19 protein-coding genes are annotated in these 20,255 nt (G+C 62.3%); 6 read left to right on the top strand and 13 right to left on the bottom strand.

From position 1 onward, the window contains the following. On the bottom strand, window positions 1–891 hold an 891-nt coding region (locus tag MPJ51_RS10940), incomplete at its 3' end, for an ABC transporter substrate-binding protein (RefSeq protein WP_298386185.1). Between the two features lie 175 nt (window positions 892–1,066). Between MPJ51_RS10940 and panB the strand changes: the two genes are divergently transcribed. The 3 genes from panB to glpK all read left to right on the top strand — a co-directional run bounded on the left by panB (window position 1,067) and on the right by glpK (window position 4,302). Further along, window positions 1,067–1,906, top strand: coding sequence for a 3-methyl-2-oxobutanoate hydroxymethyltransferase (gene panB, locus MPJ51_RS10935; protein ID WP_298386098.1), 840 nt, complete (start codon window positions 1,067–1,069; stop codon window positions 1,904–1,906). Beyond that, window positions 1,903–2,754, top strand: a complete 852-nt coding sequence (gene panC, locus MPJ51_RS10930) for a pantoate--beta-alanine ligase (RefSeq protein ID WP_298386095.1) — start codon at window positions 1,903–1,905, stop codon at window positions 2,752–2,754. The genes panB and panC overlap by 4 nt, the downstream gene beginning before the upstream one ends. A gap of 69 nt (window positions 2,755–2,823) precedes the next feature. Continuing rightward, the gene (gene glpK / locus MPJ51_RS10925; protein ID WP_298386092.1) at window positions 2,824–4,302 is read left to right on the top strand and encodes a glycerol kinase GlpK; all 1,479 of its coding nucleotides are present in this window, start codon (window positions 2,824–2,826) and stop codon (window positions 4,300–4,302) included. Here the strand turns inward: glpK and smpB are convergent. The 10 genes from smpB to MPJ51_RS10875 form a co-directional block, all read right to left on the bottom strand. Beyond that, entirely contained in the window at window positions 4,299–4,775 is a 477-nt protein-coding gene (gene smpB, locus MPJ51_RS10920) for an SsrA-binding protein SmpB (protein WP_298386089.1), read from the bottom strand. The genes glpK and smpB overlap by 4 nt on opposite strands. A 57-nt stretch (window positions 4,776–4,832) precedes the next feature. After that, entirely contained in the window at window positions 4,833–5,375 is a 543-nt protein-coding gene (idi, locus tag MPJ51_RS10915) for an isopentenyl-diphosphate Delta-isomerase (RefSeq protein WP_298386086.1), read from the bottom strand. Window positions 5,376–5,531: 156 nt separating this feature from the next. After that, complete coding sequence (locus tag MPJ51_RS10910) at window positions 5,532–5,945, bottom strand: cytochrome C (RefSeq protein WP_298386083.1); 414 nt, start codon at window positions 5,943–5,945, stop codon at window positions 5,532–5,534. Window positions 5,946–6,059: 114 nt separating this feature from the next. Next, window positions 6,060–7,073 carry a P1 family peptidase gene (locus tag MPJ51_RS10905; protein ID WP_298386080.1) on the bottom strand — a complete coding sequence of 338 codons (1,014 nt, stop codon included), beginning with the start codon at window positions 7,071–7,073 and terminating at the stop codon, window positions 6,060–6,062. An 84-nt stretch (window positions 7,074–7,157) separates the two neighbouring features. Further along, the gene (locus tag MPJ51_RS10900; protein WP_298386077.1) at window positions 7,158–7,904 is read right to left on the bottom strand and encodes an SDR family oxidoreductase; all 747 of its coding nucleotides are present in this window, start codon (window positions 7,902–7,904) and stop codon (window positions 7,158–7,160) included. Window positions 7,905–7,964: 60 nt separating this feature from the next. Then, the gene (gene arfB / locus MPJ51_RS10895; protein WP_298386074.1) at window positions 7,965–8,384 is read right to left on the bottom strand and encodes an alternative ribosome rescue aminoacyl-tRNA hydrolase ArfB; all 420 of its coding nucleotides are present in this window, start codon (window positions 8,382–8,384) and stop codon (window positions 7,965–7,967) included. Window positions 8,385–8,646: 262 nt separating this feature from the next. Then, window positions 8,647–9,291 carry a queuosine precursor transporter gene (locus MPJ51_RS10890; protein ID WP_298386071.1) on the bottom strand — a complete coding sequence of 215 codons (645 nt, stop codon included), beginning with the start codon at window positions 9,289–9,291 and terminating at the stop codon, window positions 8,647–8,649. 91 nt (window positions 9,292–9,382) lie between these two features. After that, a complete protein-coding gene (locus tag MPJ51_RS10885) occupies window positions 9,383–10,267 on the bottom strand; it encodes an esterase-like activity of phytase family protein (protein WP_298386068.1) in 885 nt (294 codons plus the stop codon). After that, on the bottom strand, window positions 10,240–11,103 hold the full coding sequence (gene mepA, locus MPJ51_RS10880; RefSeq protein ID WP_298386065.1) for a penicillin-insensitive murein endopeptidase: 864 nt from the start codon (window positions 11,101–11,103) through the stop codon (window positions 10,240–10,242). Before mepA ends, MPJ51_RS10885 begins: the two co-directional genes overlap by 28 nt. After that, window positions 11,100–12,467: an MFS transporter gene (locus tag MPJ51_RS10875; RefSeq protein ID WP_298386063.1), complete on the bottom strand. Its 1,368-nt coding sequence runs from the start codon at window positions 12,465–12,467 to the stop codon at window positions 11,100–11,102. Before MPJ51_RS10875 ends, mepA begins: the two co-directional genes overlap by 4 nt. A 130-nt stretch (window positions 12,468–12,597) precedes the next feature. Between MPJ51_RS10875 and MPJ51_RS10870 the strand changes: the two genes are divergently transcribed. The 3 genes from MPJ51_RS10870 to yaaA all read left to right on the top strand — a co-directional run bounded on the left by MPJ51_RS10870 (window position 12,598) and on the right by yaaA (window position 15,807). Further along, the gene (locus MPJ51_RS10870) at window positions 12,598–12,885 is read left to right on the top strand and encodes a YggT family protein (RefSeq protein ID WP_298386060.1); all 288 of its coding nucleotides are present in this window, start codon (window positions 12,598–12,600) and stop codon (window positions 12,883–12,885) included. 78 nt (window positions 12,886–12,963) lie between these two features. Continuing rightward, on the top strand, window positions 12,964–15,003 hold the full coding sequence (gene recQ, locus MPJ51_RS10865) for a DNA helicase RecQ (protein ID WP_298386057.1): 2,040 nt from the start codon (window positions 12,964–12,966) through the stop codon (window positions 15,001–15,003). Between the two features lie 33 nt (window positions 15,004–15,036). Beyond that, window positions 15,037–15,807, top strand: a complete 771-nt coding sequence (gene yaaA / locus MPJ51_RS10860) for a peroxide stress protein YaaA (RefSeq protein WP_298386054.1) — start codon at window positions 15,037–15,039, stop codon at window positions 15,805–15,807. Between the two features lie 120 nt (window positions 15,808–15,927). Here the strand turns inward: yaaA and MPJ51_RS10855 are convergent, their stop codons facing one another. Together MPJ51_RS10855 and MPJ51_RS10850 are read right to left on the bottom strand one after the other, a co-directional pair. Further along, the gene (locus MPJ51_RS10855; protein ID WP_298386051.1) at window positions 15,928–18,132 is read right to left on the bottom strand and encodes a response regulator; all 2,205 of its coding nucleotides are present in this window, start codon (window positions 18,130–18,132) and stop codon (window positions 15,928–15,930) included. A 67-nt stretch (window positions 18,133–18,199) separates the two neighbouring features. Beyond that, the gene (locus MPJ51_RS10850; protein ID WP_298386183.1) at window positions 18,200–20,242 is read right to left on the bottom strand and encodes a hypothetical protein; all 2,043 of its coding nucleotides are present in this window, start codon (window positions 20,240–20,242) and stop codon (window positions 18,200–18,202) included. Between the last annotated feature and the right edge of the window lie 13 nt (window positions 20,243–20,255).

Raw genomic sequence — 20,255 nt, 5'->3', positions numbered from 1 at the left:
CGCCCCGTCGATGATCGCCTGACGATCAATCGCATGGGCCACAGCCTGCCGGACGCGGATATCGTCGAACGGAGGCTGCTTGTTGTTGGTGGACAGGATGGTTTCCCCTTCGGTCGAACCGACGAGGACCTGAAAACGCGGATCGGCCTCGAATTGTGGCAGGTTTTCCGGCGCCGGGAAGATGTCGAACACGTCGACATCCTCGGCCATCATGGCGGCAAAAGCGGCGGTCGGGTCCGAGATGAATTTAAACGTAGCAGTCTCTAACACGGGCTGATCGCCCCAGTAGTCGGGGTTTCGATTGACGGTGATGCTATCGCCCTGCACCCATTCGCCAAAGGTAAAGGCCCCGGTGCCGACGGGATTGGTCTTGATGTTGTCGATACTCTCGGGCGCGACGATCACCGCGTCGCCCCAGGCCATGTTGAACAGGAAATTGCCGTTGGGTTCGGACAGGGTCACCTGCACGGTCAGCGGGTCAAGCACATCGACGCTTTCGATCCCGGCAAACAGCGCCTTTTGCGCATTGGCGCTGTCATCGGCGCGGGCGCGGTCGAGGCTGAACTTGACGTCTTCGGCATCCATGGTCGAACCGTCATGAAAGGTCACGCCGTCATGCAGTTTGAAGGTATAGGCGGTGCCGTCCTCGGAAATCTCCCAGCTTTCGGCCAGCCCCGGCACGACCGAGCCATCGCCCATGAACCGGGTCAGACCCTCGAAAATATTGGTATAGACCACCGAATCGATGGCCTGCGCTGCGGCGCTGGTGGGGTCCAGATGCGGTGGCTCCAGCTGCATCGCGATAGTGATATCCGATTTCGCCAAGGCTTGGGACGCCAGCAAAGCCGCGCCCAGCGCAAAGGTCGAGGCAAAGGTCCGAACCGATTGCATTCTCATGAAATTCACTCCCCACTGTAGAAATTGGCCCGCTTTCGGGCGATCGTTCTGAGACCAGCTTCCCTTCAAACCTTGGGTCAATCAAGGAATTGTTCGCGCAACCGGGGTTACATGGCACCGGTCCAATCTGTTATGCCGCACCGCAACATGAACCCCGCGAGGAGCGAGCATGAGCGCCACCGCCCGCAAAAAAGCCCCGAATGCCGAGGATATTCGCGCCTGCAAGGGGGGCGCGCCTCTGGTCTCTCTGACGGCCTACACCACGCCAATGGCCCGACTGATGGACGCCCATTGCGATTTCGTTCTGGTGGGCGACAGCGTCGGCATGGTGCTGCACGGGCTGGAATCGACTCTTGGTGTGACGATGGAGATGATGATCCTGCACGGGCAGGCCGTCGCGCGCGGGCTGGACAAGGCGATGATGGTCATCGACATGCCCTTTGCCAGTTACGAGGAAAGCCCCGCACAGGCCTTCCGCAACGCCGCCCGCCTGATGGCCGAGACCGGCGCGGGCGCGGTCAAGCTGGAAGGCGGGGTCGAGATGGCCGAGACCATCCGCTTTCTGGTCAAACGCGGCATTCCGGTGATGGCGCATATCGGCCTGACGCCGCAGTCGATCAACACGCTGGGCGGCTACAAGGTTCAGGGTCGCGACGAACAAGCCAAGGCGGTGCTGGCCGACGCCCACGCCGTGACCGAGGCCGGCGCGTTTTCCGTTGTGTTAGAGAAGGTTCCTCAAGGTCTCGCCGACCGCATCACGGCTGAGGTTGCGATCCCCACCATCGGCATTGGCGCCTCGGCCGGGTGTGACGGGCAAATCCTTGTTGTGGACGACATGGTGGGCTTTTTCACCGCCTTCAAACCGAAATTCGTCAAACGCTATGCCGAGCTTGGCCCACTGGCCGAAGCCGCCATCGCCGAATACGCCGATGAGGTGCGGGCGCGGACCTTCCCGGCTGCGGAACATGTCTTTGCCGATCAGGCCCCGGCCAAAGGCCCCAAACCATGACCGCGCCGATCCTGCGCCGTCTGGCTGATCTGCGCGCGTTGACCACCAAATGGCGCAGCAATGGTGAGGTTATCGGCGTTGTCCCCACCATGGGTGCTTTGCATCAGGGGCATCTGTCGCTGGCTGCCGCTGCCAAGGCCTATTGCGACCGGGTGATCGTCACGATCTTTGTGAACCCTAAACAGTTCAACAATCCCGAGGATCTGGCCAACTACCCCCGCACCGAACATGACGACGCGGAAAAGCTGGCCCCTTACGGCGTTGATGCGATCTATGTGCCAGAACCCGGGGAAATCTACCCCGATGGATTCTCGACCACTGTGATGGTCACGGGCCTGACTGACACGATGGAGGGGCCCTTCCGCCCCGGGCATTTCGAAGGCGTCGCCACGGTGGTGGCCAAGCTGTTCCTGCAGACCCAGGCAGATAGGGCCTATTTCGGGGAAAAAGACTATCAGCAACTGCTGGTCGTCCGCCGCATGGCCCGCGATCTGGACATTCCGACCGAGGTGATCGGCTGCCCCACGGTGCGCGAACCCTCGGGGTTGGCGATGTCCTCGCGCAATCAACGGCTGTCCCCAACGGGGCTTGAAATTGCAGCGCGCAAACACGCCATCATGCAGCGGCTGGCGGATCGTTTGACCGCCGGAGAACCCTTCGCCCCGTTGGCGGATGGTGCGCGGGCCGACCTGACCGAGGCCGGATTTTCCGAGGTCGAATATATCGAACTGCGCTGTGCCGATACGTTGCAGGCGCTGCCCGGTGCCGACCGTCCCGCCCGGCTGTTTGTTGCGGCCTGGGCCGGTGGCATCCGTCTGATCGACAATATCCCTGTCGAACCCGCCTGATTTCCACTCTGGCCCCTGCGTGTATGTTTGCGCTAAAGTCCCGCGAAACACAGGCAGAGGGGCGCGGACATGACCTATATTCTGGCAATCGATCAGGGCACGACATCGTCACGCGCCATCCTGTTTGACGCGCAGATGCAGCGCGCGGGCACGGCACAGCAGGAATTCACACAGCATTTTCCGCAGGAAGGCTGGGTTGAACATGACGCTGAAGAAATCTGGGACAGCGTCCTGCATGTCTGCCGCGAGGTGATGGACAGCACCGGCGTCACCCCGGATCAGATCGCGGGCATCGGCATCACCAATCAGCGCGAAACCACGGTGGTCTGGGATCGCACCACCGGCAAGCCGATCCACAACGCCATCGTCTGGCAGGACCGCCGCACCGCCGATATCTGCGCCCGTCTGCGCCAAGCCGGGTGTGAGGATGACGTGACCGCCCAGACCGGGTTGCTGCTGGACCCCTATTTCTCGGGCACCAAGGTCAAGTGGCTGCTGGAAACCGTGCCAGGCGCACGGGAAAAGGCCGAGGCCGGAGAGCTGTTGTTTGGCACCATCGACTGTTTCCTGATTTGGCGTCTGACCGAGGGTCGCAGCCACGCCACCGACGCCACCAACGCCGCGCGCACGCTGCTGTTCGACATCCACAAGGGTGAATGGAGCGCCGAGATCTGCGACCTGCTGGGTGTGCCAATGGCCATGCTGCCCGAGGTGCGCGATTGCGCCTCGGATTTCGGGAATACGACCCTGTTAAAGGGTAATATCCCGATTCTGGGCGTTGCGGGTGATCAGCAGGCCGCGACCATCGGGCAGGCGTGTTTCCAGCCCGGCATGATGAAATCCACCTATGGCACGGGCTGTTTCGCCCTGCTGAACACGGGCGATCAGCCGGTTCTGTCAAAAAACCGCCTGCTGACCACAATTGCCTATCAACTGGACGGGCAGAAAACCTATGCTCTGGAGGGATCGATCTTCATCGCAGGCGCTGCGGTGCAATGGCTGCGCGATGCGCTGCAAATCATCGACGCGGCCCCGCAAAGCGGCGATCTGGCACTGCAGGCCGACCCGACGCAGAACGTGGTGCTGGTGCCCGCCTTTACCGGCCTTGGCGCGCCCTATTGGAAGCCCGATTGCCGGGGCGCCGTGTTCGGGCTGACCCGCAATTCGGGCCGCGCGGAACTGGCCAAAGCCACGCTGGAAAGCATCGCCTTCCAGACTCGCGACCTGTGGCATGCCATGCAAGGCGACTGGGGCGCCGAGGCCGAGGTCATCCTGCGCGTCGATGGCGGGATGAGTGCGTCGGACTGGACCATGCAGGGCCTGTCGAACTGTCTGGGCGCACCCGTGGACCGGCCGGTCATGCAGGAAACCACCGCGCTGGGGGCTGCATGGCTGGCGGGGATGCGCGCGGGCGTCTACCCCGATCAGGCCGGGTTCGCCAAAACATGGGAATTGGATCGCAGATTCGAGCCTGATCAAGGCGAAGATGAACGCGACGCGGCTTATGCCCGCTGGCAACGCGCGGTGCAGGCGGCGATGGCGTTCTAGCTGTGGTCCTTCATCAGCCGCTGTTTCTGCCGTGACCAATCCCGCTTGGCCTGAGTTTCGCGCTTGTCATGCAGTTTCTTGCCCTTGGCGATGCCGATTTTGATCTTGGCCCGGCCCTTGTGGTTGAAATACAGCACCAACGGCACCAGCGTCATGCCTTTGCGCTGCGTGGCGTTCCACAGGTTTGACAATTCCTTGCGCGACACCAGCAGCTTGCGGCGGCGGCGTTCTTCGTGCTTGAAGACCTTCGCCTGCTCGTAAGGTGCGATATAGCTGTTGACCAGCCACAACTCTCCGTCATCGACCGAGGCATAGCTTTCGGCGATGTTCGATCCGCCCGCGCGCAGGGATTTGACCTCGGACCCTTCCAGCACGATGCCGCATTCGAGATCGTCTTCGATTGCGTAATCGAAACGGGCACGCCGGTTCTCGGCGATGACTTTGTAATTGGGGTCTGTCTTCTGCTTGGCCATGACGCGTTGATTTAGGCCGCTTGGGGCGGCCTTGCAAGGCGGCGCATGCCCTTACGCCTAGGTTTTGGAAGAAATGATCAGATCGGGACCGAAAATCGTGTCCGCGTGGTTGTGCAGGTAAATCTTGAGCCACGGCGTGAACCGCGCCGGGTGACGCTGCACCTCGGCCAGCAGGTCGTGATAGTCGATCCAGCGGATATCCATGACTTCGTCCGGGTTAGGCTCGATTTTCAATGGCCCGCGCACATGGGCCAGAAACACATCGACCACCTCATGCTCGATCATGTTGTTGCCGACATCGGCGTGGTATTCCAGCCGGTGGCGGTATTCCGGATAAAGACCGGCGATCCCCAGTTCCTCGCGCAGGCGGCGCACCGCACAGGTCGAGGCGCTTTCGTCCCAGTCGGGATGCGTACAGCAGGTATTCGCCCACAGGCCCGGCGTGTGATATTTGCCCAGCGCCCGGCGTTGCAACAGAATCTCGGTCCCGCGCACGACAAAAACCGACACAGCCTTGTGCTTGAGGCCCTTTTCATGCGCTTCAAGCTTGTCGACCGGGACCAGTTCGCCCTCGACCCAGGCCGGGATCATGATACCCATCTGTCACCTCCTGTTGCTGGTCGGGCGGGCCGTCCGGGTGCGCCACTGAATGCTGGGATGCTTCAAGGTGGCCCTGATCGGGCCTATGATCAAGCGCACGAAAGGCCGCAGGGGCTGCGGCCTTTTGTACATCTTCTTTACGATATGATGGCGGAGTTATTCGCCCGAAACGCTTTGGATATAGGCGTAGACGTCTTCGCCACCCTTCTTCAGCTTGAAGGTCATCTTGGATTTGGCAGCGGTGTCATCCAGATAGGATTTCAGGAACCCTTTGGGGTCCTGTGAATATTCGACAAATGTGGCCTCATCCCAGACCAGCCCATTTTCACCTGCCAGAACGATGCTATCGCCATATTTGAACCCTTCGACAGTGCCCGCAGTGCGACCTGCGACCCCATAGAGGTTCGGTCCGGTCTTGCCGCCCTTGACGATCACCTCACCGGCCGGATCGGCGATCAGGTGGCAGGCTTTGCATTTGTTGAAGGTCTTTTTACCCGCCTCGGCATCGCCTTCTGCCAAGGCGGGAACCGCTAAAAGGCCGATAAGGGCAGTTGCAAGGACATGTTTCATAGCTTCTACTCCGATACGAATTGGCTGGCTGAAATGGAGCCTGTGCAAGGGGGCAGAGTCAACGCGCAGATTGCCACGTCACGGCACTGTGACGCAGTAAAAAAAGCGTGCCACTTAACATAAGTCATTTACCACGGACCAGCAGGGCAAGCGGTCGCCTTTGGCGGGAGTGGCCAGATAGACCGCTCGCGCAATTGCGCGACTTACGCACAGCGATGCGGCGTGACCGATCAGCCCGACATCCGAGTCGTCGATGGGTTTGGCCCCGGTGCTGAGGCCAAAGACCAGATCGCCGTCGCCCGGCGTGTGGGCCGGAACGACAGCCCGCGCGATGCCGTCATGGGCGGCAACCGCCAGCCGATGGCATTGCGGTTTGGTCAGCTGCGCATCCGTTGCGACGATGGCGATTGTGGTGTTGCCATCCTCGGGCGCAGCGGGGCGCATGGCCTGCGCTTTGCGGCTGGGTTCGGGCTGGCCCAGCCCGGCGGCGGGGTCAGGCCCCAGCCCGCCGAACTCATCCCCGATCTCGAAAGGCGCGGCCCAGAAGTGGCGATCCCCGGGCGTGGTGACGCTGCCCAGCGGATTGGCCGCAACCAATGCACCAACCGTGACGCCGTTGTCCAAGACCAGTGAAGCGGACCCGAGGCCACCTTTCTGCATCGCCGCCAGGGCTCCGGTCCCCGCGCCAGCCGAGCCGAGGTCGAACCAGTCCGAGGCCGATAGATACGCCGCGCGGCCCAGCGCGCGGTAGGGATTGTCCGTCCAGGTCTTGTCTCCGCCGTTCAGCAGATCGAACAGAATGGCCCCCGGGACGATCGGAACCACGGCAGAGCCGACCTGAAATCCCCGCCCTTCGGCCCGCAGGGCATCCGACACACCAGAACAGGCGTCCAGCCCAAAGGCCGAACCGCCCGACAGGACAATCGCATCAACCCGGTTCACCGATTTGTCCGGGGCCAGCAGATCGGTTTCCCGCGTGCCCGGCGCGCCGCCCATCACATGTACTGATGCAGTGAAGGGTGTATCCGCCGTCAGGACGGTGGTGCCGGATTTGAGATGATCGTCCTGCGCATTGCCAACCTTCAGGCCGGGGATATCGGTGATCAGGTTTCTGGATCCGGGGGTCATCTTGGGCCTGTGGTGTTTGGACAGGGAAGCGCGCTGGCGCGCGCTGCCTCCGGCGGGGATATTTTTGGCCAGATGAAGGGTGGATCAGATACAGCGGCCACCGTCGACCTCCAATGCTGTGCCGGTGATCATGCTGGCCTCATCCGAGCACAGGTAGAGGGCAGCGTTGGCCATGTCCTCGGGGGTGGAAAAGCGGCCCAGCGGGATGGTCGAGAGGAACTTGGCGCGCATTTCGGGGGTGTCCTCACCCATGAAGGATTTCAGTAATGGGGTTTCACCTGCCACAGGGCAGATGGCGTTGACGCGCACGCCGCTGGGGGCGAGTTCGACGGCCATGGTCTTGGTGGCGGTGATCATCCAGCCCTTGGAGGCGTTGTACCAGTTCAGATTGGGGCGCGGCGACAGACCTGCGGTCGAGGCCACGTTCAGGATCGCGCCTGTGCCGCGGTCCTTCATTTGCGGCACAAAGGCGCGGGCAGTCAGGTAGACGGATTTCATGTTCACGTTGAAGACGCGGTCGAAATCGGCCTCGGTCACGTCCTCCAGCGGGGTTGGCAGGTGGGTCACGCCGGCGTTGTTGACCAGAATGTCGAGGGGGCCGAAGGTTTGGGTCGCGGCGTTGGCCATGGCTTCGACGGATGTAGCGTCGGATACATCGACCTGTTGCGCCAAGGCGTTGGCCCCGAGTTTTTCAGCCATCTCATGCGCGGCCTCGCCATTGATATCTGCGATCATCACCTGCGCGCCTTCGGCCACGAATTTCTGCACGATCCCAGCCCCGAACCCGGATGCGCCGCCGGTCACGATTGCGGTTTTTCCCTTCAGCCTCATGATCCTGCCCTCCTGCCGCCTCTCGCGGTCAGAGTAGCAACGCGTCGCAAAGATGCCAGATCAATCTTCGGCGACCTTACCCCGCAGCGCTTTGACATCCCCGCGCGCCTTTTTCGCCGCCAGCCGACGCTTGACCGAGCCATAGGTGGGCTTGGTGGCGATCCGCCGTTTGGGTTTGACCAGCGCGCGGGTGATTAACTCGGCCAGTCGGGTGCGGGCGATGTCGCGGTTGCGGGCCTGTGAGCGGGTTTCGTCGCATTGGATGATGATCGCGCCCTCCTTGGTCCAGCGTCGGCCCGCCAGACGTTTGAGCCGGTTCTTCACCGGATCAGGCAGGGAGGGCGAGCGCGCGGCCTCGAACCGCAGCTCAACAGCGGTGGCCACCTTGTTGACGTTCTGCCCGCCGGGACCCGAGGCGCGAATGAAGCTTTCGCTCATTTCCCAGTCTTGCAGGGTGATATCGTCGGTGATGTGCAGCATGGGGCGACCTTACCCGGCGCGGGGGAAAACAAAAAGGGCCGCCCCGGTGGGACGGCCCTTCGAAAGTTCAGGAGGTCGGGTCGGTTAGATCAATCGACCAGCCGGGGTGAGCACCCCGCCAAGGGCTGCCCTAGCAGGCGATCCCCCCGGTTGTTCCGACACCTCTCTCCAATCTCTTTCTCGACACTGGATCACCTCCTTTTCTATCTGTTGCGGTTAACTTTGAGCCTGACACAAGATGCGCCATTCTCAAAGCACTTTTTTACACAGGCTGCGCGGTCAACCGCGCGACGATCACCTTGAACGGGATCAGCGCAATCATCGCCAGCGACAGTTTCACCAGCCAGTCGGCGAAGGCCAGTGTCACCCAAAGCGGGGCCATCGGGCCGGACAGCATGAAGGGCACAGGTTCCCACGCCCAGTTGATCGCGGCGTCGGCATTGGCTCCGAAGATCGTGACCGAGGCCGAGAAGGCGATGGTGAAGAACAGAGCGGTATCCAGCGCCGAGCCAATCAGGGTCGATACCAGCGGCGCGCGCCACCAACGGCCCCCACGCAGCGAATTGAACACGGTGACGTCGGTCAACTGCGCGATCAGGAAGGCGGTTCCGGACGCGACGGCGATGCGAAGCGGAACGGCGGCATAGGTGAACCCGTCGCCCTGCAGCATGATCTGGCTGCCGATCAGCGAACAGATGATGCCGGTGACAAAGCCCGCGAACACGACCTTGCGGGCGGTGGCCACGCCGTAGACTCGGTTCATGATGTCGGTGACCAGAAAGGCCAGCGGATAGGTGAAAGCACCCCAGGTCAGCAGCCCGTCAAGGATCAGGAACTGGACCAGAATGTTCGAGGCCACGACAATGGCGGCCATGGCAATAATGCCGGGAATGTAAGCGCGTTGCATGTTCAGATGCCCGTTTTGACAAGGTAGCGGCGACTTGGCCAAGGGATCGTCCCAAGGCAAGCCGCGCGTTTAGACCGTTGGTGGCCTCGAGTCAATCGGGCAGCAGGTATTCCACCAGTTCGGTCTGCTGCAGGGCCAGAAAGTTATCATCCGAGATCATGGTGGCGCGCAACCGCCCCTGATCGTCGCGCCAGACGGATAGCCCTTCGAGGTTGTCATGCGTGCCGGTGCCGGTTTCGAACAGGATCTCCTCGGCCTTTGCCGTGTCACCTTCGATCTGCCAGCGCCGCAGACGTGAGTGGAAACCGATAAAAGCGACCCGCCGTTCCAGCACATAGAACCGGCCATCAGGGCCGAAATCGGCGGCGACAGGTTGGAATTTGCCCCGTTGGGGCAGGACAAACGGCGTCGACCAGACCTGACCATCCCAGCGATAGACCGGGATGTCGCCTTGGGCGGTGCGGCTTTTCTCGGTCAGGGTATACAGGTGGCCTTGCGCGTCAATGGCCAGCCCTTCGAACGAGCCATTTCGGGACAACCCATCAAACACCTTGGGGCGCGGCAGAACGCGGGCGTTGCTGCCGGGTTTGGAATAAAGCGACACCCGGTGGACGCCTTCAAACGCGATATAAATGCCCTCGTCCGGCGCGAGGGCGAGCCCTTCGGAATCCCCGGCGCGGCCAGACAGCCGCCGCCCGGTGCTGGACAGGACCGGCCAGTGGTCCTGAAATGCGACACCCGTGATCCGGTCGCCCTCCCGCCCGATCCGCGCCGTTGCCAGCATGGCCCGGTCGCTGAGCACCATGATCTGCTGCCCATCGTCATCAACATGGATCGCGGAAAACCCGCCGAACCAGTCCGCCGGATGTTCCCAGACGAAACTGCCAAGGGGCGAGGCCGTTTTGACCTCGACCGCCCCGACGGGCCCCGCCAACAGCAGCGCCGTGATCAGTTGGACTGCAAGACGGCGGCGCATTGCTGGGGTAAATCGGCCAGAACATATTCGCGGCGTTTCTTCGGCGGCGGCGCGTTCGGATCAGGAGGCGGAGGGTTGAGGATGTTGTTCACCCATTGCTGCGCCTCGGCACAGCCGTCGCCCTTGGGCGGCGGGTCCTGATTGACGCATCCGCGTGACCCTCTGGGGCAGTTCAGCCGCACGTGGAAATGGTAATGGTGTCCCCACCACGGCCTGATCTTGCGCAGATAGGCGCGGTTGCCCGTCTCATCCTTGCACATCTGCACCTTGGCACCGGGAAAGACAAAAATCCGCGCCACGCGCTTGTCCTTGGCGGCCTCACGCAGCACCGCATGATGCTGTTTGGTCCAGTTGCCGTTGACAAAGGCGCCGTTCGAACGGCGCAGGGAGATGGACGAGATATTCTCGCGCGCCTTGCGGGACAGGCGCATGTTGTCGCCCGGCAGCATCCAGATGTCGATGTCCAGACCCAGCTGATGGCTGCGATGGCCGGAGGTCATCGGCCCACCCCGCGGCTGGCTGATATCCCCGATATAGAGACCATTCCACCCCGGTTGCCGGGCCGCAAACTGGCTCAGGTCCTGCACGTAATCAATGGCCTGCGGATGCCCCCAGTTGCGGTTGCGCGACAGGCGCATGGCCTGCCATGTCGGGCCGGTTTCGGGCAGTTGCACCGACCCTGCCGCACAGCCGCGCGAATAACTGCCGAAGGCGGCCGGTTTTTGCTGTGAACTTTGCTTTTGCGCCCCGAACAATTGCTTGGCCAAGGGCTGCGCCCCCGCCATGCCTGCCCATGTCATCGCGGCGATTATTGCCAAAAAACGTAATAAAATCATCTGCTCTGATCCCCTTCCGGTTTCACCCAGCGCATTAGGAACAAGCCCAGAATAAACAACAGAATGATTGGTGACACCCCCAACCGTGCACTGCCGGTTACCGTGGTGGCGATCCCGATCAGCAGCGGTGCGGCAAAGGCGGTGGCGCGGCCCGACAGGCCGTAAAGACCAAAGCTTTCGACCGGTGCTGCGGGGTCGGTATGACGCACCATCATCGACCGGCTGGCCGATTGCAGGATGCCTCCCATGCCGCCGATCAGCACGCCGCAGCCAAAGAACACCAGATCCGGTAGCCCGGACCCTTGGGGCAGCGTGATGCCATAAACCTGCGTCCGGTCCATCGAAACCACGGTGATGCACACAAAGATCAGAACCCAGATTGCCACCAAAATGACCGGTTTAGGGCCGTATTTGCGATCCATCTTGCCCCCGACCCAGGCAAAGATGGCCGAGGCCAGAACGCTGACAATTCCGAATACGCCGATCTTGATCAGGTCCCACTCCAGCACCAGCGCCGCATAAACGCCGCCGAAGCTATACAGCCCGTTCAGCGCATCGCGGTAGAACATGGACGAGCCCAGATAGGTCGCAAGACTGACCCGGTGGCGCAGGTCCGACACCGATTTTCCCAGAAGGCGCAGCGCCTCGCTCAAACTGCCTGTTTTCTGACTGTCCGGATCGTCCCGCACCCACAGGAAATAAGGCACCATGAACAGGATGAACCACCCCGCCGTAAACGGCCCGACAAAGCGGGTGCCCTCACGGCTGGCAGCATCCAGACCTAGTGCAGGGTCCAGCCCGATCAGCGTCTTGCCATTGGGCTGTTCGACAAACAACAACAGCAGGATCGCCAGCGAAATCAGTCCGCCGAAATAGCCGAAGGCAAAGCCGGACCCCGAAATCTCGCCCACCTCACTATCGTCGCCCAGATCGGGCAGCTGCGAGTTGATGAAGATCAGCGCATACTCCGCACCGACAAAGCCCAGACCAAAGGCCGACAGCATCAGCCACATGTTCGACCCGTCAGGCATCGTGTACCACAGCGCAGCCGAGCCCACCGCATACATCACCGAAAAGGCAAAAATCCACGGCATCCGGCGGCCCGACACATCGGCCATCGCCCCCATCAGCGGCGCGCCAAAGGCGATGATCAGCCCGATGATGGTCATGCAATTGGCCCAGACCGTCTGCGCCCGCGCATCCGCCGCGTCGGCATCCAGACCGGATGTCAGATAGTATTCCGCCGCCACCCCGGCGAAATAGGGACCAAAGACAAAGGTCACCAACAGCGTGTGATAGGGCTGACTGGCCCAGTCAAAAAACCACCAGCCCCAGATGCGCTTGCGCTTGGAAATCTCTGCCATCTCTGCCCCTTGCCTTCTTTACCCCAATAAGACGAAGCTTTGGACCATTTCGCAAGCGTTCTGTTGGCGCGGGCTTGCTCTTTGGCCCCGGCGCGCTTAGGTCTCAGCAGATGTGAATACCGGAGGCCCCATGCTGTCGCTGATCCAAATCCTGCTGCTGATCCTGGACATTGTCTGGTTCATCATCCTCGCCCATGTGATCATGAGCTGGCTGATAAACTTTCAGGTGCTGAACCTGCACCAGCAACTGGTGGCGCAAATCTGGTACGGGCTGAACCGCATACTTGAACCCATCTACGGCCCGATCCGCCGCATCCTGCCCAATATGGGCGGGCTTGATCTGACGCCGCTGGTGGTGCTGGTCGGGGTCTATGCGCTGCGGATCATCCTGATCAACAATGCGGTCTATTTCTACTGACCTCTTGTTCACCGAATCTTAGTATGTGATGGTCCTGTCTTAAGAGCAGATAAACCTTAAAACAGGGCAACCCCGCACATGTTCGACTCCGCACCCCTGCTGCGAGATGTCTTTGGATTCGACGACTTCCGCCCCGGTCAGGAAGAAATCGTCGATGCCGTCACGCTGGGCGAGAACGTGCTGGCGATCATGCCGACGGGTGGCGGTAAATCCCTTTGCTATCAATTGCCTGCCCTGCTGCGCGAGGGGGTCACGGTGGTGATTTCTCCTCTGATCGCCCTGATGCGCGATCAGGTGCGTGGGTTGCAGGAAGCGGGCGTCGAGGCCGGTGCGCTGACCTCCGGCAACACGCCCGAGGAAACCGATGCGGTGTGGGACGCGTTGGAAGCCGGGCGGCTGAAGCTGCTCTACATGGCTCCGGAACGTCTGGCCGCCGGATCGGCGCTGGGGATGCTGCGGCGGATCAATGTCAACCTGATCGCCGTGGACGAGGCGCATTGCGTCAGTCAATGGGGCCACGATTTCCGCCCCGATTACCTGCGGATCGGAGAGCTGCGGCGCGCGCTGAACGTCCCCTTGGCCGCTTTCACCGCCACGGCGGATGCGGAAACACAGGACGAGATTGTCCAGAAACTGTTCGACGGCAGCGCGCCCCGCAAATTCCTGCGGGGCTTTGATCGGCCCAACATCCACTTGGCCTTTGCCGCCAAAGACGGGCCGCGCAAACAGATCCTCGACTTCGCCGCCGCCCGAAGAGGGCAATCCGGCATTGTCTATTGCGGCACCCGCAACAAGACCGAGGTGCTGGCGCAGGCCCTGCGCGCCGAAGGTCATACCGCCTGCCACTATCACGGCGGCATGGAGGCAGAGGATCGCCGCATCGTCGAAACCCGTTTCGCGCGTGAGGATGGGCTGATCGTTGTCGCCACGGTGGCGTTCGGTATGGGCATCGACAAACCCGATATCCGCTGGGTCGCCCATGCGGACCTGCCCAAGTCCATCGAGGCTTATTATCAGGAAATCGGCCGCGCCGGACGGGACGGCGGGCCTGCCGAGACCCTGACCCTGTTCGGCGCCGACGATATCCGCCTGCGCCGGTCCCAGATTGACGAAGGGCTTGCCCCGCCAGAACGGCGCATGGCGGATCACGCGCGGCTGAATGCTCTGCTCGGATTGGCCGAGGCGCTGCGGTGCCGTCGCCAGACTCTGCTGGGCTATTTCGGCGAACAGGCCGCGCCCTGCGGTAAATGCGATCTGTGCGATACCCCGCCCGAGGTGTTTGACGGCACAACTCCGGTTCGCATGGCTCTGTCCGCAATCCTGCGCACCGAAGAATGGTTCGGCGCGGGCCATCTGATCGACATCCTGCTGGGCAGTGAGACCGACAAGATCCGCGCCCGCCGCCATGACGCCCTGCCCACCTATGGCATCGGCAAGGACTGGTCGCGCCCGCAATGGCAGGCCATCTTCCGGCAGATGATGGGCCACGATCTGGTCCGTCCCGACCCCGAACGCCACGGCGCGCTGCGGATGACCGAAGCGGCAAAACCGATCCTGAAAGGCGAAGCGCAGATTGATCTGCGCAAGGACACGATCCGCAAGACCTCTCGCCGCCCGGCGGTCAAGGCCATGGTCTCGGAAGAGGACGCGCCGCTGCTGTCCGCGCTCAAAGCCAAGCGCCGCGCCTTGGCCGAGGCCGCGCGGGTGCCGGCCTATGTCATTTTCCCCGACCGCACCCTGATCGAAATGGCGGAAAACCGTCCTGCCACGCTGGACGACATGGCCCGGATTGGCGGGGTTGGCGCCAAGAAGCTGGAACGCTACGGGGATACTTTCCTTGAGGTGATCGCGGGCGAGGTTGCGGCGGTGCACCCCGCGCGGCGCAAGCTGGCCGGGCGCGATCAGGGTGGTGTTTATGACCGTTTGCTTGAGGTGCAGACCCAATTGTCACGCGGACCCGAGGGGATCGACAAGCCGTTGACCTGCTCGGCCTCGCAACTGGCCCGGATCGCACAGATGCGCGGTGGTGATGCGCGGGCACTGGAGCAGGTGCTGGGCGAACGCCGCACTGAGCGATTTGGCGCGGCCTTTCTGGACGTGCTGGATCAGGCGAGCTAGATACCCCAAGACAGGTAAGGAACGAGGGCGGATATGCTGGTAGTGATTTCCCCGGCCAAGCGGCTGGACTGGGCAGAGCGGGATGTCGCGGTCACGCAACCCGACTTTCAGGACGACGCGATCCGCCTGTCGAAAACCGCCCGCAACCTGACGCTGGGCGATCTGAAAAAGCTGATGGCCCTCAGCGACGATCTGGCCCGGCTGAACCGAGACCGCTATCGCGTTTTTGCGGACGCGCCCGAGGCAGAGGTGACCCGCCCCGCCGCGCTGGCCTTTGCCGGTGACACCTATCAGGGGCTTGAGGCCACGACGCTGGATGCAGAAGAACTGGCCTGGGCGCAGGATCACCTGCGCATCCTGTCCGGGCTTTACGGCGTGCTGCGTCCGCTGGATGCCATTCAGGCTTATCGGCTTGAGATGGGCTCGCGTCTCAAGACCCGGCGCGGCAAGAACCTGTATGAATACTGGCGCGATCAGTTGAGCAAGGCCCTGAACGCGCAGGGGCAGGAGATCGGATCAGATGTTTTGGTGAACTGCGCCAGTCAGGAATATTTCGGCGCGGTCGATCTGAAAGCGTTGAACCTGCGCGTGATCACGCCGGTTTTCATGGAGGACAAGTCGGGCGCCCCAAAGATCGTCAGCTTCTTTGCCAAAAAGGCCCGCGGTGCCATGGCGCGGTATATCATCCAGCATCGATTGACCGATCCGGTCGGGTTGCTGGATTTCGACACTGGTGGCTATGAATACCAGCCCGACTTGTCGTCCGAGGATAAGCCGGTCTTTCTGCGCCCCTATCAAGGGTAACGCCTGACGCGGTCTGGGGTGCGAGGGGCCAGCCCCTCGCGCTCCCCGGGATATTTTTAGCCAGATGAAGCGGGAATCCGGTCGTTGATGCGACGGCGGGAGCCTGATGTTTCAGTTTGACTACTCGGCGGTTTTGGCGACGCGGGTGACGCTGTCGGGGCAGTGTTTATGAATCATCTCGTGGATCAGTTTCTTGTGCAGCGGTTTGGTCAGGTAGTGATCGAGCCCGGCGGATAGGATGCCCTTGTCATCCCCTGCCATTGCATGCGCCGTCAGCGCGACGATAGGGACGTGTTGGCCCGTGGCAATCTCGCGGCGGCGGATTTCGGTGGTCGCCTGTTTGCCGTCCATTTTGGGCATCGAGATATCCATGAAGATCAGGTCCGGGGCGAAGGTTTCGTTGGCCTCGACCGCCTCGATCCCATTGGACACAAAATGCAGATCGATATTCAGATCCTTGGTCATCTTTTGCAGGATCAACTGGTTGGTGCGGTTATCTTCGGCGGCCAGAACGCGCATCCGTCGCTGGCCCTGGGTATTTTGTGGCTGCACTGTGGTGTCGGGTTTTGCTTCCTTGGCCTGATGATGGGCAAAGCCCGGTGCACCCAGCGCCGTCAGGCGGGAATAAAGCTCGGCCCGGGGGATAGGTTTTTGCAGCACGCCTTCGATCAGGCGATGGGCCGGGTCGGCGTGGATCACGCCCGGGTTGGCCGACATCACCACGATGGGCAGATCGCCCCAACCCCGGTCGCGCAGGGTTGTGGCCAGTTCCAACCCGTCCATATCCGGCAGGTCCTGATCGCAGAGAACCAGATCGACCGTCTCATCAATCGCCGTCAGCGCCTGACTGCCGGTGTTGCACACAGTGACGTGCGAACCCAGGCGGCGCAGCTGTTTGGTCAGGATGGCGCAATTGACCGCCAGATCCTCGACCACCATCACGTGGCGCAGGTGCCCGGCCAGATCGGGAGGTTCGGGTTGCGGGCCTTCTGCCGTGGGCAGTGAGATACGAAAACCAAAGCACGAACCCGTCCCCAATTCGCTTTCGACCCAGACCTTGCCATCCATCATCGTGATCAGGCGTTTGGTGATCGCCAGACCCAGACCGGTGCCTTCGAACTGTCGGTTGCGCTCGTCCTCGACCTGATTGAATTCGCCGAAGATATGGCCGATCTTTTCCGGCTCGATCCCGATACCGCTATCCTCGATCGCGACGTGGATGTCACAGCTTTGCGCACCCATGTCCGGTACGCCGGTGACGCGGATCAGCACATGACCGTCCGAGGTGAATTTGACCGCGTTGCCCACCAGATTGGTCATGATCTGGCGCACGCGACCGGGGTCGCCGACAAACAGGGTGGGCAGGAACAGGTCATAGTCGACCAGCAGGCACAGCCCCTTGTCGCGCACGCTGGGCTGCAACAGCATCGCGACCTCAAGAATGCAGCGTTCCAGATCGAACTGCTCGGGGTGCAGGGTCAGCTTGTCAGCCTCGATCTTGGAATAATCCAGCACGTCATTGATGATGACCAGCAGCGCCTCGCCCGAGTTGCGGATGGTGTTGACGTAGAGCCGCTGCTCCTCGCCCAAAGGTGTCTCGGTCAGCAGTTCCGTCATGCCGACGATGCCGTTCATCGGCGTGCGAATCTCATGGCTCATATTGGCCAAAAAGGCGGATTTGGCGCGGTTTGCGGCCTCGGCCCGTTCGCGGGCGGCGCGCAGTTCGGTTTCGTGCCGGACCGAAGAGGTGATGTTCAGCGCAAGGCTGACCATATCACCGCCGCTGCCGCGCTGGTCGATCAGTTTGACATATTCCCCGTTCCACAACTGGATGACCACGGCTTCGGGCGTGGTGCTGGACCAGCGGGCCAGCATGCGGGCCTGCCAGTCGGCAGTCGGCTCATCCCCGATATCGACGATACCTTCATCGGTCAGCAGTTCCAGAATGCGGCGATAGGCGATGCCGGGGGCGACCTCATCCAGCCCTTCGAACACGCTGAGATAGGCGGTGTTCGCGCTGATCAACTGGCTGTTGCCGTCGAAAAAGGCAAAACCGTCCTGAATGGTCTGGATCGAATGCCACAGGCGCCGCTCGGCCACCTCGATCTTGGCATGGGCGACGGTCAGGTCGGATTTGACCTTTTCGTTTTCGCCCCGCACCGTTTCCACCTCGGCCTGGGTTTCGCCGATTTGCCGGGTCAGGGCGATGGCATGGCGGCCCAGCTTGCGGTTTGCGGCAGACAGTTCTGCCTGTTTGAGGTGCAACAACCGTTCCGCCGCCAGCCGCGCGCGCCGTTCCTGGGCCAGTTTTTGTGCAAGACTCATCGTTGATCTTCCCGGGACTATTTGCGCTCAGCATCCCGGCAGACGATGAAAAAGTGCTTAAGGGCGGCTAGTGCCGCCCTTCGCGTAACCAACCAGCCAACAGGAACCCTCCGGCCAGCAGCAGAACCAGCCAAGGCGGCAGCAGACCGGCCTGCGTGACATCGCGGGTTTCATAGGCGTTGCGCGGGGTCAGTCCGATCCAGCCGCGCCCGGCGGCGGGGCGTCCGGCGCGGACATTGCGGATGGAAGGCAACCCGTCTTCCAGCCGGATCGCGCCACCGCGCAGGCTGGCCAGAACCGGGTCCAGAATCGCATCCGTGGCAATCGTGCGCTCGAACTCTTTGGGGGCGGCGGGGCCGAGGCCGATCACGGCGGAATGGTCGCCCTCTTGCAGGCGATAGAGCCCGATCTCGGGGCCGAAATACTGCGCTTCGAACCGACCGGGGGAAACCTCTTGCAGATCGACCTGAAGGGTGTCGCCATTGGGGCGGGTGACGGTGACGGGGCCGACCTCATCGCTCAGGGATTGGCGGATGATGCGCATGGATTGGCCGGTGGCCTCGGCCCACAGGGCCTCTTCCTCAAGCTCGGGCTCTTTCATCATCCAATGGGCCAGACGGCGCAGCAGTTCCAGTTGCGGGCCGCCGCCTTCGAAGCCGCGGCTCCAGAGCCAGGCATGGTCCGAGGCCAGCAGCGCCACACGCCCTTCACCCACGCGGTCCAGCACCAGCAGCGGGCGGTCCTCGACCCCGGTCATCAGCACCTCACCCCGCCGGTGGTTCACATCAATCTGGCGCAGCCACGCGCCCCAGCTTTCGGCATCGCCCAGATCGGTGGTCACCGGGTGGCGTTGCCCCAGATCCGAGACCATGGGGACAAAGCGTTCCTCGATCACCCGTGCGCTGGGTTGCGCGGGCAGCACCGGCGCAAGAGGGGACCGGAAGATACTGTCAGCAGTGGCGAAATCCGGGCCAGCGGCGATCAGCACGGCACCGCCATCGTTGATATAGTTGGTGACGTTATCCAGATAGATCGCGGGCAGGATGCCGCGCCGCTTGTAGCGGTCAAAGATGATCAGGTCGAAATCGTTGATCTTTTCCAGAAACAGCTCGCGCGTCGGGAAGGCAATCAGCGACAGTTCGTCCACCGGCACGCCGTCCTGTTTTTCGGGCGGGCGCAGGATGGTGAAATGCACCAGATCGACCGAGCTGTCGGATTTCAGCAGGTTGCGCCATGTCCGTCCGCCCGGGTGCGGCTCACCCGAGACCAACAGCACCCGCAGCCGGTCGCGCACGCCGTTCATCTGGATCAGGGCGGTGTTGTTGCGGTCGGTCAGCTCACCTTCGGCCTGCGGCACGGTGAATTGCAGCACGTTGCGCCCGCCATGGGGCAGCGTGACGGGCAGTTCGACATCGACACCGATGGGGATATTGAAATTCTCGGGCTCGGCCCCATCGACCGAGATTTCCAGCGGCGCCGTTGCCGCACCTGCCGGTGCCGCGCCGCTGTCCTCGACGCGCAGAGTCAAGGTGACCGGCTCACCGATGATGGCAAAGGCCGGGGCATTGCGGACGATCAGGCGGCGGTCCCAGTCGGTCTCGCGGCCGGTTTGCAGCAGATGCATCGGTGCGGGCAGGTCAGGAGCCTGATCGACGTCATGCACGATCCCGTCTGAGACCACGAGGATACCGGCAATCCGCGCGCGCGGTTCCTCGGCCAGTGCGGCGTTCAGGGCGGACATGACCTGCGTGCCCGCGTCGCCCTCACCATCGCCGACGCGGATGCGGCGCAGTTCGGTGTTGTCGCGGCGCTCAATCTCAGCGGCCAGTTCATTGGCGGCGCTGGAGGTCTGATCGGAGCGGTCCGACAGGGTCTGGCTGGCGCTTTCATCTTCCAGCATCAGCACAATATCGGTCAACGGTGCGCGGTCTTCGATCTGATAGACCGGACCGGACAGGGCCGCGATGACGACCATGGCTGCCAGCCCGCGCAAGGCCCAGCCGGACAGGCCGCGCCACAGGGCCAGCACGATGCCGCCCAGCGCAACGGTGGCAATCACCGCTAGGACGGGCCAGGGGATCAGCGGATCGAAGATGACGGTTCCGGTCATTGTCCCAGCCTGT

Source organism: Ruegeria sp., from assembly GCF_028066395.1.
In the GTDB taxonomy this organism is placed as follows: domain Bacteria; phylum Pseudomonadota; class Alphaproteobacteria; order Rhodobacterales; family Rhodobacteraceae; genus Ruegeria.
The sequence above is the reverse complement of the archived record's forward strand: the minus strand, read 5'-3'. Positions and strand labels throughout refer to the sequence as shown.

Coding starts and splice junctions, on each gene's coding strand:
- yaaA (WP_298386054.1), top strand. CDS start 15,037: ATGCTGGTAGTGATTTCCCCGGCCAAGCGGCTGGACTGGGCAGAGCGG.
- panB (WP_298386098.1), top strand. CDS start 1,067: ATGAGCGCCACCGCCCGCAAAAAAGCCCCGAATGCCGAGGATATTCGC.
- smpB (WP_298386089.1), bottom strand. CDS start 4,775: ATGGCCAAGCAGAAGACAGACCCCAATTACAAAGTCATCGCCGAGAAC.
- idi (WP_298386086.1), bottom strand. CDS start 5,375: ATGGGTATCATGATCCCGGCCTGGGTCGAGGGCGAACTGGTCCCGGTC.
- arfB (WP_298386074.1), bottom strand. CDS start 8,384: ATGCTGCACATCACCGACGATATCACCCTGCAAGACTGGGAAATGAGC.
- panC (WP_298386095.1), top strand. CDS start 1,903: ATGACCGCGCCGATCCTGCGCCGTCTGGCTGATCTGCGCGCGTTGACC.
- MPJ51_RS10870 (WP_298386060.1), top strand. CDS start 12,598: ATGCTGTCGCTGATCCAAATCCTGCTGCTGATCCTGGACATTGTCTGG.
- recQ (WP_298386057.1), top strand. CDS start 12,964: ATGTTCGACTCCGCACCCCTGCTGCGAGATGTCTTTGGATTCGACGAC.
- MPJ51_RS10905 (WP_298386080.1), bottom strand. CDS start 7,073: ATGACCCCCGGATCCAGAAACCTGATCACCGATATCCCCGGCCTGAAG.
- MPJ51_RS10900 (WP_298386077.1), bottom strand. CDS start 7,904: ATGAGGCTGAAGGGAAAAACCGCAATCGTGACCGGCGGCGCATCCGGG.
- MPJ51_RS10910 (WP_298386083.1), bottom strand. CDS start 5,945: ATGAAACATGTCCTTGCAACTGCCCTTATCGGCCTTTTAGCGGTTCCC.
- MPJ51_RS10890 (WP_298386071.1), bottom strand. CDS start 9,291: ATGCAACGCGCTTACATTCCCGGCATTATTGCCATGGCCGCCATTGTC.
- MPJ51_RS10850 (WP_298386183.1), bottom strand. CDS start 20,242: ATGACCGGAACCGTCATCTTCGATCCGCTGATCCCCTGGCCCGTCCTA.
- MPJ51_RS10875 (WP_298386063.1), bottom strand. CDS start 12,467: ATGGCAGAGATTTCCAAGCGCAAGCGCATCTGGGGCTGGTGGTTTTTT.
- mepA (WP_298386065.1), bottom strand. CDS start 11,103: ATGATTTTATTACGTTTTTTGGCAATAATCGCCGCGATGACATGGGCA.
- MPJ51_RS10885 (WP_298386068.1), bottom strand. CDS start 10,267: ATGCGCCGCCGTCTTGCAGTCCAACTGATCACGGCGCTGCTGTTGGCG.
- MPJ51_RS10855 (WP_298386051.1), bottom strand. CDS start 18,132: ATGAGTCTTGCACAAAAACTGGCCCAGGAACGGCGCGCGCGGCTGGCG.
- glpK (WP_298386092.1), top strand. CDS start 2,824: ATGACCTATATTCTGGCAATCGATCAGGGCACGACATCGTCACGCGCC.